Here is a 12088-nt window from a genome sequence, read left to right on the forward strand (position 1 = left end):
TAAGTGTACTATTCAACTTAGTACACTAAAATAATATCATCTCGTTTCCAATATTGCAACTACTTTTTTTCTACAAAAAAAGTCATAAAATCGACATTGATAAATCCACTTATAATACCGATTTTATGACTTTTTCTTTGTGATTTTCTGTCTGCAAAATATACGGTCAGAAGTTACCACCTAGTCTCCATATCGAAAACTTTTCACATCCGGCATCTTTGGCTGTATCAGTCCAAACCTTAAGAGTTTCCTGATCTGCGTACCACACCTCGTGCTTATGTCCCGCATCATCGGTGTAATCAAAATGTAACGCACTGCTGTCAGGATCTCTTGTAATTTCGCCGTTATATTCTTCGCAAAGAGTCACAGCATTTCTGTAATTAACCTGTTTTACCGATCCATCCGCGGCAAAATCAAATCCTCCCGTGGCAAACGCCAAGTTGATCTTACCTTTAAGGACGGTCATCTTTTCATACATATCCTTTATGAATGCCACATCCGCTTTTGGCCCCGGATCTGTACCGTAGCCCTTTAAGTTGTAACACATCATCACATATTCCGGATACTCAGGCCATTCATAGCTGTCTATTGGCGCTGAAGGCTCAAATACAACCCTGAGCAGGAGCCCCTCTTTTGAAGCCTTTTCTGACAACACCTTAATGAATTCGTTAAAGTGTCCCCATAGCTCAGTGTCTTTTTTGATAGCCTCATAATCAATCTCAACTCCACCAAGACCGGATTTCTTGGTAAGTTTTATTACATTGTCCGCATGCTTTTCCGCAAGGTCGCTACTCCCCAATATCTCATACAAAAGCTCAGTGTCTTTCAGGGATGAACCCTCATCAAGCAACTTATCATTAACTATTGTAAGAAATGTTGTCTTTCCTTTTAAATAACCTGACTTATTGAACTGTCCTATCTTGTCCGTGATATTATCGGGAATAAACATCTTGCTGTTCTTGTCAAAGTACGCTGCAAAGAAGCAGATCGTACCAAGGTCATCGCCTATAGCGGCAAGTTCCTCATCAGCAGTTGCGTTATCCCAATATGGATACCAGACAGATGCGTCCTTGGCTTCTTCCCCATTTCCGCCGGTGATCACAGTAGCATATTCAGCTTCACTTCCTAAAGCGGTGTCTTTGTCATTATCTGTAGTGTCCCCACAGCCACAGAATGTTCCAATACATATTGCCGCCATCAAAAGCACTGCATAAGCTCTCTTCTTCATAGTATCCCCTATCTGTTGTCAGGCTTCATCCAATCAAATATTTGTAATAAACCAGTTTATTACCGAATTAAATGTCTGCTCAGCTTTTCTCTGAACATTCTGTACACCTGTAAGGACGTTTGTGTACAATACAGTGCCGTTATCAAGGTCTTTAACGGTTAATTTCTCAAATACTCCGTCGTAAACATCATCAGCAATGTTTCTCTGGCTATAACCGTACTCAGTCCAGGCACTCTTCAAATAGATTGCTCCGTCACCGATCTTCTTAAGCTCGTAATTCTCAAAAACAACTTTGCCATCAAGCTTAACGGTGATCATGTTATCAATAAGCGTTATATCAAGTTTCCTGTTTCCTTTATCCCCGATCTGGAAAACAGGTCTGTACTCTTCGCCGCCATCCTGCAAAGTCTTGACCTTAGCCTTTTTGGCTTCGTTCGAAAGCTTTGTGTATTCTTCGGCTTCCTTGTGGCTTGTAGCATATCTGGCAAATGCAGCATACTCACCGGCAAGCGAATTTCTCATATCCTCTTCAACGGAAGTTTTTTCTCCGCCGTCAAAATCATAGAGATCGATATCCTCAAGAATATCCTTACCGTTTACAAGGTAAAGATGATTGTTCATGAGTCTTACTTCCACTCCGGTATCAAGCTTACTGTCAGCCTTAAGAAGAACCGACTGGCAACCAAGTACATTTCCTTTAAGCGTTGCAGACACTTCAACATTTTTACTGTTTTCACTGCCTTTTAATTTTAAGATACCCATTTCCTGAGGAAGTGATGTAAGTGCGATAGCTTCATCATTCTTCCTGTACTCGGCAGCTCCTTTTTCGAGCTCCCAGGCATTCTTTGAGTCACCATCCCCATTGATGAACTCTATATTTTTCTGATCCTTCTCCGGAAGATCAGCCTTTATCCTCATAAGAAGATGGTTTGTATACCAGTTCGGCTGAGGCTCAAGGCGTGTAAGATCGTAAATACTGCTCTTCTTGTTATTGAGTGCATATCCTTCTCTGTTAAAGTTCATAGCGAAGGTATTTCCGATAGCCCTCTCATTTACAGCACTTACTTTGTCGTTTTCACCAAACTTTCCTGTATTTGAGTGAAGAAGCACATAGGCACCGGGCACTTTACCAAGTCCCTTTTGGTACTCTTGTTTCATGAGTCCGTACTCACCCGAGATTCTCTTTTGCATCTCGTTGTAGGATTCCTTCGGAACATCGTTCTCATCTCTTATGTAGTCCATAAGATAATGATTGTAATTTCTTCCGAAGTACTTGCTCATGGAAGAATATTCTTCACTTGAAAGTTCTCCGATATATCTGTCGTATCTGTCAAATACATTTATGTATCCAAGTCTGTATCCGTTACTTCCCAGCTCCCAGTAGGTGCTCTCTTCAAGTCTCTTAAGCTCATCCGGCATAAGGAAAAACGCATCTTTGCTTCTAAACTTCTCGGCATAAGTAAACATAGTTGCCTTAAAGTTGTATTTTTCCATTAACTTCTGTGAAAAGATGGCCGTGTCATTTCTTCCATCCTCGTACATAAGGAAAAGAGCTTTATCCGGAAGCGCAATACCCTTGTTGTAATAATTATCGATATCATTCTGCGTGATAGTAACATATCCGCACTTCTGAAGCGCATTCAGATGTTCATCAAGCCTGTCGACACCGATTCTTGAACTACTTCCATCTCTTGCCACACCGGAATATGAAACAGCGATAAATCCATGATCCATACGTGAAACCACATTTGTATCCAACGGATTGTACGGTCTGTACGTTGTAGAAGTAAGTAGCGCATTCAATACAAAAGCCAAAAGCGAAAGCAGAAGTACAAGCTCTAATATTGAACGTATCAACTTCTTTATATCTTTTGATGATTCAATCTTATACATATTTCCACCTTATTCCACGTTATTATTATCTGACGACTTATTTTTGCTTTTCTTTTCCTTACGAAGGCGCTTCTTTTCAGCTTCCTCCAGGTCACTTGGCGTCATTCTGGTTCCCCAAGTGGATTTCCAGAACGTGAACCATGCAATAGGCATCTGCCACAAAAGAATAAGCTCATAATAAATGCAGAATAAAAGGCCGTACGCCCATGTTGAGCTCTTTCTGAGAAGCATCTGCGACATACTCATCAAGAATGACATCAGGAACAATCCCAGTAAAAATGCGGTCGGGAAAATGTGTTGTGTCAAAGGTACATATACAAGGTTATAAAGAACAACCAGCGGAGCAACCACAGGAACCACAAGTCCCATATAGAATCCGATAACCGCAAAAGGTTCCTTCTTCCACATAAAGGATGCTGCAATAAGTGATTCTCTAAGCCACGATCTCTTCCATCTCATCTGCTGTTTAAGGAAGACAGAATGTTTATTGGGAACGATCGTAGAACAAACCGCCGTATCCTGATATGTCGTCCTGTAATGTCTGAGGATGAAGTTTGTCATTGCTCTGTCATCACCAAACGTAGCCTTGTGTCCAAGGAATCTCTGATTCATCCACGCTTCCTTGTTTGCAAGGATTATCTCCTTCCTGTAGCAGGAAAGAGGTCCCGAAAGACATGTAACCGCATCAAAGAGTCCTTCAGAAGCTTTCATAACCCTAAAAGCAATGTAATATCTGACGCTCTGCATCTTGGTAAGTGCATTTGTGTAAGTATTTGCAACATCGGTTCTTCCTGCAACGCCGCCCATCTTGGGATCCTTGAACGGCTGAACCAGATGTCTTATAGCAAACGGATCGAGGAAGCTGTCCGAATCAACAAAGACAACAAGCTCATGTTTTGCAAGCTCCGCTCCTCTTACAAGAGCATCTCTCTTTCCGGCGTTCTTTTCCTGTACGCAATAAGAAATTCTGCCTTCAAGATCATACTTACCGTTTGCTTCTTTCTTTAATCTGTCTATTGTCTCTTTTATCTTCTCAACAGAACCATCGGTTGAGCAGTCATCTATTATGATGACTTCAAGCTTATCTATCGGATATTCCTGATTCACACAGCTCTCTATGGTTCTTCCAATCCATTCTTCCTCATTAAAGCATGGAATAAGGATTGAAACACCGGGTGTAAAATCAGGATCAACTTTCTTTGGTCTGTAGAAAGCTCCGAATACATATCTGCTCAAAAGGTACACTGCAGTGACCATACTGTACAGATACAGGAGCTTATTAAACTTAAAGTAAATGATGCTCTCCGCTCTCATAAGGATGACGCATGCGATAGTAAACGCGATCAGAATGACCGAAGATACAAACATGAATCTATCTTTATTTGCGGCAGCATAATTGTGTAGCTCTTTGCCAAAGTTCATTCCGATCATGAACTTTCCGTCGGAAGTAATGAAAGTACGGACAACTTTCACTTTCTGCTTAACCCGCATTTCATTACCTTCAGGCATACTTCCCGGAACAACCCTGAAGTCAACTTTGAGCATCGTCTTGGTGCTGAGAGCGCTAAATTCCTCTCTTCCAACTTCGACGAGCATACCGGTATTTGATATATCAACTACCTTTCCGACTCCGCTGACTTTCGGGCCTTCTTTGGAGTAGCTTCTCATATGTACCGGAAAACCTGTAACGTATCTTATGCCTGACTTACTCTCCTTAAGAAAAGCCTCATAATCATTATTCTTATTGTCGTTACTGTTTCCTCTTCGTTCTGCATTTGTTCTTTTATTTGAAGAATCCGGAACATGCGAAAGAACTCGTCTGTCTTTCTTTTCAACAGTCATCACGTCTTCTTTGTTTACAGAACCTTTTTTCTTTTTTATCTTATCCAGAAATTCCATCTTTTACCCCTCAATCATCTTAGGTAATCGTCAAGTCTGCCAAAATTGTAGCCCTGAGCTTTCCATTCCGGAATCATGATATCGAGTGCCTCGGCAGTATACTGTGCATTGGGCGACATATGCAATACGATACATGAACCATTTCCTATAGTTGCATTTCCGTACCATGCTTTCTTGCCGTTTCGTAATATGTTCACAACTTCATCAACAGAACTGCAATTGTAGTCCCCCGAGCTAAAGTCTCCGCTGACAATGTATGAGAATCCTACATCCAAAATATTTTCCATAGCGATTCGGCTCATTGCAAGAGTCGGTGGTCTGTAGATTGTTGAAAGCGCTCGTCTTCCGTCTACGACTACATCACCGCAGTATTTATTAAGTGTTGAGTAGCTGTTAACTACATCTGCTCTAAGTCTCTTTCCAGCATCCTCACTGATTGATTCGTAATTATATGTTCCGTCTTCGTTCTGGGTAGCATTCCATGCAACCATGTGTGAATTGGAATGCGATCCTATCATATGTCCGTCAACCGCGATAGCTCTTAAAAGATTCGGGTTGTCGGCAACATTGTTTGTTCTTACAAAGAAGTTTCCTTTTACTTTGTACTTATCAAGGACATAAAGAAGTTCATTTATATCCTGCTCATATCCCCAGTCATCAAAAGTAAGGAAAATAACCTTATTCTTTGAGATCTTACCGGTCTTGTCATAAGCTTTCATCTCATCATCGGTAAATCCGGGGATGTATGTAACATCGGGATTTCCAATGTAATGTCCGGCCATATATGCATTCTTTGTTGCATTATCCGGAAGCGCTCCAACAATATTGTTATTGTTTGAAACAATCTTCTGTGAATTCTTGATAGGTGCATATACATACTGTGAAGAAGCAAGTTCGCTGAAAGTCTTAACCGTATATGATGTTGAAGGCTGTGACTTTCCGTAAACATCCTTATATGTAAGTGCATAAATCTTTGTCTCAATGAACTTATTCAAAAGTTCGGCAAGAAGTGTTGTTCCGTCACCGCTTGCAGCATCCTGGTCTGCGGTGTAGTAATTCATATTAAAGTAGATAATGCTTCCTCTGTGTGCTTCAACCTTCTTGGCAAGTGTTGTGTAGAAACTTAAGTCTACAGCACTTCTGTCCTTAGACTGAACCATTGAGTACTCATATCCTGCAAGTGAGCATCCGCATGAAGCGACAGCTTCCTTGGTATCCTTGGAAGGAACGCCGTAAGGCTGCATTACAACAGAAATCTTGGCATCATATTTCCACTCTGCATACTGCTGGGCACCAAATATATATCCGGCAACTTCATCATAACTCTGATCGATCTGTGAATTGCTTACATATGCAATACCGATCTCATTTCCGCCGTTAAGGATCTTGGTAATTGACTCTCCGCATCTACTGAGTTCATCAGGTGTTACAAAGAATGTTCCCTTGTATCCGTTCTGCTTAAGTATTGAAAGGACATCGTTAAGAACCGCTTTGTTTGAGATTCCGTAGAATGTCATGGTTACAGCTCTTTCAGATGTATATATATTCTTTCTCTCCTGGGCAAGTCTTGCATGGTTTTCCATTCTGAGATGAGCAAGTGCCTCTTTATCGGTGATAGGCTCACATGTAGAGGATTTGACAAGTTCTGTTATATCTACAACTTGCTGATTCTTGCCAGCCGTGGATGAAATATAAGCATTGAGCTTAGCCATATCGAACTCTCTTGTAAGATCGAAACAGCTGATGTAACCCTTCTCAGGGATTGCTTCATTCTTAGGAGAAACAACATCAAGTCCGGCAACCTTTGCTGCGATTCTGAGGTTCTCCGTTATCTCGCTTGCATCTTCGGGCATGTAGTATTTTGCCTTAAGACCGTAGTTCTTCTGAATGCTTCTTACAGAAGTCTTGAGATCAACATAAATATCATAGAATTCTTTGTTACTGATATTTCCACCCGTAGTGCCTCTTGTTGCGATTGAAAATCCTGAATTTACAATCTTTTCAACAGCCTTGGGGTTCTTCTCTATATCCTCTGAACTTACAAAGAAAGTGGCTTTTGCATTGGCTTTAATAAGTGCTTTTGTAATAGCATCAACGCTCTCGACATTCTCGGGAATTCCGTAGAAGCAAAGACCTGTAACATCCTTCATTGTTGCTACTTCTTCATATACTTCGGCAGAATATCCGCCTGTCTCTTCGTACAGCTGTCTTACGTACTCTTCATCATTGAGAGCTTTAAGCTTATCAAGCTTAACGTTCTGAACACTCTGAGACTGCATTGCATCAAGAAGCCATCCGACCATGGTGACAACATCTCTTTTATCTTCTTTTTCCTCTGCTGAAGGAACTATAGTCGGCTGCACGTCAATAGCAGGGTCCTTGTATTCAACCTTCGCATCAACCTCGAGAGATTCAACATACTCATCAAGCTTGATAACGAGGATCTTACCGCTTCCCTGTCTTGAAACATACTCAGAAGTATTCTGAGCATCTCTGAAACTTTTCTCATTAAGGTAGCTTCCGGAACTGGGTGAAACCAGTTTGTTGTAACCTGAAGCAGACGCTGCCATACATATCGTGTCATTATAATATGTAGTGTTAAGCATCATCTTATCGGGCGGAACATCCATTAATGTGGAAAAAACTTTTCTGGAATCAGAAAAATTGCTGACCATATCTTCGTCTGACAATACATCTATAGAAGAATCGCCGTTAAGGCCATTGTCGATAATGTCATGTCCTTTTTCAATAATAAGGTCGATCAAAGCATCGTCTTCCGCAGCTGTTGCCGCAGTTATAGCGAATGTAGCCTTGATATTTTTCTCATCAAGGATCTGCAGTACCTTTTCTACGGTAACTGAATCCTTTGCGCCTTGAAAAATCAGACAAAAGTTCTTTTCGGGCTGTGACTTGTCATCACGAATGATCTTGGCAGGTTCACAACCTTTATTGAATTTCTCCAACGCAATTTCGTGCTCGTCTGTTGCATCATAAGAAAGTCTCTGAATCTTGGTAAGATCGATATCAGAAACCGATTCGGTGTTATCTCCGCAGCCTACAAGACTTGTAGTGCCGATGACAGCAACGAGAGCGAATACAAACAGATTTTTTAATCTTCTAAACATAAGTGCCCCTCTTTGCATAAGTTTATCGCTCAAATTTAGTCAAACCGTTTGCCGTTGACGTATAAAATTTTATTGTCAACGCGATTTCGAAGCAATATTTATGTCATAAAATGTTTTTTTTTGGCATAAGATGCATTATAATATTATAATCTATTATGAAATATTTTTCAAAACGCTAATTTTATGACGGGGAATTATAGTTAAATGAATATCGCAATTGTTGACGATCTGCATTCTGATGCGGATCAGCTGAGAACTATTCTGATGAGTTACGCTTATGAGAACTCACTCGATCTTTCTATTGAAGTCTTTTCGGGAGGCGAAGATTTTCTTTCCGAGTATAAAAAATATAATTACACTTTGATCTTCATGGATATTTATATGAATGGCATTTCAGGAATCGAAACTGCCCAAAAAATACGAGAAACCGATACCGATACTGCTATCATCTTTCTTACAAGCAGCAATGAATTCATGCCGGAAGCATTTAGTATCCATGCCTACGATTACATCTCAAAACCTGCCGAGATTGGCAGACTCTATAAGGTTATGGATGATTTCCTGAAGAAAAAAACAATGGCCGAAGATGTTCCGTACCTTTTCTTTACTTATGAAAAAGATAAAGTATCCGTGCCCTATTCAGATATCGCACTTATAAGATCCATCGGCCACTACAACGAGATTGTCTTAAAGAATCAGAGGACATATAAAGTCAGAATGACTTTTTCAAGAATCTCGGATATTCTGACCGAAGACATCAGATTTCTTCCTGTCATGAGAGGAATCCTGGTAAATATGGACTATATCACTTCCTTAAAAAACGGAAGTTGTTTTATAGCCGGTGACATGCAGACTCCCATCACGCTCAGAAAAGAAAAACAGCTTGAGCAGATCTGGAAGAATTATATCTTTAATAAAATTAGAAATGAAAGTGAAGTTATCTGATGAACGCCTTTAATTTTTTGAATATGTTTTTTTCAAACCTCATTCTTATCCCGGCTCTTATCATGTGCTACCTGCCGTTTAAGAATCATCTGAAGTACCGGATCAAACCGCTTTTTATCGGAATGAGCGCTATAATAGTAATCCTGTCAGCGCTGTTTTCGTTTATTACACTTACACTTGATGCAGATAAAGCTTTTACATTTCTTTTATTGGTTTTTATCTTGTATTTTATCTATGAGCAAACTCTTGTTGCAGATCTTGCAAAATCCCTTGCAATCTACCTTTGGATGTGTGCCTTGATGTCGATAATAATAAACGGAGTCTACGGATACGATGCAATTGTCAATCCCGCATCCAATTCCGACACATTTAATATAGAAACTACATTTATCCGTGTTACAATTAGTTTCTTCATCGTTGCCATCTTCTGGTCTCCGCTTTACGATCACGGAAGCAACCTTGTAGACATGCTGACAATACCTAAGATATGGATCATAACAATGCCCGTATCAATCATATTTGTGGCCATCAGCTTGCTGATAATGCCGGGGAAATACAGTTCTCTCTATGTTGACGACATATTCGCCACTTTTTGGGGACTTCTTATAGGAATGTTCTTTGTCTTCATTATTCTTACTATCATTTTTTACAACATAGTATTTGAGATAATGAACGCAGTTAAATATGAAGAGAAATATCATATCCTGCAGATGAAAGAAGCTCAGTACTTAAGTCAGCAGAGCTATATCGAGAATACCGCGAGGGTAAGACACGACTTCAAGCACACCATCTGCCTGCTCGATTCTCTCGCAAACAGTGGTGACATAAGGTCTATCAGAGAGTACCTCAGCAATTACATCAGCAATATGCCTGAAAGCGAGATCAGATATTACTGCAAGAACAATTCACTCAACGCACTCCTCAATCACTATATGAGGCAATGCAAAAGCGAAAAGATACAGTTTAACTGCAAAGTTACTCTTCCGGTAAAAGAAATATCGATATCAACCATAGATCTTTGCAATATAATAGGAAATCTTTTGGAAAATGCCGTTCTTGCCTGCAGGGAACTTCCCGAGGAAGACAGAAAGATAGATATCAAGATCCTTGAAAGAAACATGAGTAACCTTTATATAGTTACAACCAACAGCTTCAACGGCTTTGTTAAGCAAAAAAATAACACCTATATCACCACCAGACGCGCCGGCAGTGGTATAGGCTTAAAATCAATCAAGTCTGCAGCTGAAACCTATGGTGGTTCAGCAGATTTCAGAAACAGTGAAAACGAGTTTTACTCAAACATCACCATTCCGTTTAGTGCAGTCAAATAATTCTTTAAATCATTAGTTCTTAAAGCTATGTACGGGGGCGGGAATTCTTCCGCCTCTGTTTACGAAAGCATCGCAAGAGAATCCGTTTACAGGCATAATAGGTGCATATCCCAAAAGTCCGCCAAATTCAACAGTCTCTCCCACTCCCTTTCCGATAACAGGAATAAGTCTTACTGCAGTAGTCTTCTGGTTGATCATTCCGATTGCCATTTCATCCGCAATAACTCCGGCGATGGTTGTATCCTTTGTATCTCCTGGAATCGCGATCATATCAAGACCAACAGAGCATACGCATGTCATTGCTTCGAGCTTTTCAAGTGTAAGTGCACCTGCTTCTACAGCGTTGATCATTCCCTGATCTTCACTTACGGGAATAAATGCTCCCGAAAGTCCGCCTACGTAAGAAGATGCCATAACGCCGCCTTTTTTAACCTGGTCATTAAGAAGTGCAAGAGCTGCCGTTGTTCCGGGCGCACCTGCATGCTCAACACCTATCTCGTGAAGAATATCGGCAACACTGTCTCCGATAGCAGGTGTGGGAGCAAGTGAAAGGTCGATTATTCCAAAAGGAACGCCAAGTCTCTTTGATGCTTCCCTTGCAACGAGCTGACCAACTCTTGTAACCTTAAATGCTGTCTTCTTTATAGTCTCGCAGAGAATCTCAAAATTCTCTCCTCTTACTTTTTCAAGTGCAGTCTTAACAACACCGGGACCGCTGACACCAACATTGATAATTCTGTCTTCCTCTGTAACGCCGTGGAATGCTCCCGCCATAAACGGGTTGTCATCAGGCGCATTGCAGAATACTACGAGCTTTGCACATCCGAGTGAATCATTCTCTTTGGTTGCTTCAGCAGTATCTTTTATAATTGTTCCCATAAGACGAACGGCATCCATGTTGATACCTGTCTTGGTTGAACCCACATTGATTGATGAACAAACAAGATCTGTCTGAGAAAGAGCAAGCGGAATAGACTCAATGAGAAGTCTGTCAGCCTGTGTCATTCCCTTACTTACAAGTGCTGAATATCCTCCGATAAAGTTTACTCCGATCTTCTTTGCAACTTCATCGAGAGTCTTTGCTATCTCCGCAAAATCTTCTTTTGTCTTACAAGCTGCACCGCCGACAAGAGCGATAGGCGTAACGGAAACTCTTTTGTTTACGATAGGAATACCGAACTCTCTTGAGATCTGGTCTCCGGTCTGAACAAGGTCTTTTGCAGACTCATAAATCTTATTGTATATATTCTTCTTGAGAGTTTCGAGATCTGAATCGATACAGTCAAGAAGGCTGATACCCATTGTAATTGTTCTTACATCGAGATTTTCCTTCTCGATCATTTCATTGGTCTCGATGACTTCTTTAGTGTTTATCATTAGGTTGTCTCCTTAAATTCTATGCATGGAATCAAAAATTTCTTCTCTCTGACATTTAATTACAACACCGATATCTTTACCAAGTTTCTCAAGATCATCGGCAACAGTGTTGAAATCTTTTGATGTCCCTTCCATAGATGCGATCATCATCATATTGAAATATCCGCTTACGATAGTCTGAGAGATATCGAGGATGTTGATCCCTGAATCTGCAAGATAGGTACATACCTTAGCAATAATTCCCACTGTGTCTTTACCAACAACTGTAATAATAATCTTGTTCATATTTC

8 protein-coding genes are annotated in these 12088 nt (G+C 40.5%); 2 read left to right on the forward strand and 6 right to left on the reverse strand.

Annotated features, from left to right (window positions below; all coding sequences use genetic code 11):
- Positions 1-166: 166 nt before the first annotated feature.
- The 4 genes from BM398_RS01770 to BM398_RS01785 are packed head-to-tail and all read right to left on the reverse strand — an operon-like array spanning position 167 to position 8145.
- Positions 167-1228: a glycosyl hydrolase family 18 protein gene (locus tag BM398_RS01770; protein ID WP_092336155.1), complete on the reverse strand. Its 1062-nt coding sequence runs from the start codon at positions 1226-1228 to the stop codon at positions 167-169.
- A gap of 33 nt (positions 1229-1261) precedes the next feature.
- Entirely contained in the window at positions 1262-3121 is a 1860-nt protein-coding gene (locus BM398_RS01775) for a polysaccharide deacetylase family protein (RefSeq protein ID WP_092336156.1), read from the reverse strand.
- A 9-nt stretch (positions 3122-3130) separates the two neighbouring features.
- A complete protein-coding gene (locus BM398_RS01780) occupies positions 3131-5020 on the reverse strand; it encodes a glycosyltransferase family 2 protein (protein ID WP_092336157.1) in 1890 nt (629 codons plus the stop codon).
- 14 nt (positions 5021-5034) lie between these two features.
- Positions 5035-8145 carry a polysaccharide deacetylase family protein gene (locus BM398_RS01785; RefSeq protein ID WP_175531794.1) on the reverse strand — a complete coding sequence of 1037 codons (3111 nt, stop codon included), beginning with the start codon at positions 8143-8145 and terminating at the stop codon, positions 5035-5037.
- A 204-nt stretch (positions 8146-8349) separates the two neighbouring features.
- On the opposite strand from BM398_RS01785, the gene BM398_RS01790 reads away from it, so the two are divergent.
- Positions 8350-9090, forward strand: a complete 741-nt coding sequence (locus tag BM398_RS01790; RefSeq protein ID WP_092336159.1) for a LytR/AlgR family response regulator transcription factor — start codon at positions 8350-8352, stop codon at positions 9088-9090.
- Positions 9090-10421 (forward strand): sensor histidine kinase, encoded by a 1332-nt coding sequence (locus BM398_RS01795; RefSeq protein WP_092336160.1) that lies wholly within the window; start codon positions 9090-9092, stop codon positions 10419-10421. Before BM398_RS01790 ends, BM398_RS01795 begins: the two co-directional genes overlap by 1 nt.
- Positions 10422-10433: 12 nt before the next feature.
- On the opposite strand, the gene BM398_RS01800 is transcribed toward BM398_RS01795, so the two are convergent.
- Together BM398_RS01800 and BM398_RS01805 are read right to left on the reverse strand one after the other, a co-directional pair.
- Positions 10434-11798, reverse strand: a complete 1365-nt coding sequence (locus BM398_RS01800; protein ID WP_092336161.1) for a PFL family protein — start codon at positions 11796-11798, stop codon at positions 10434-10436.
- A gap of 12 nt (positions 11799-11810) precedes the next feature.
- Positions 11811-12083 (reverse strand): ACT domain-containing protein, encoded by a 273-nt coding sequence (locus BM398_RS01805; RefSeq protein WP_092336162.1) that lies wholly within the window; start codon positions 12081-12083, stop codon positions 11811-11813.
- Positions 12084-12088: the final 5 nt, after the last annotated feature.

The sequence above is a fragment of the Butyrivibrio sp. M55 genome (assembly GCF_900116865.1).
Taxonomy (GTDB): domain Bacteria; phylum Bacillota; class Clostridia; order Lachnospirales; family Lachnospiraceae; genus Butyrivibrio.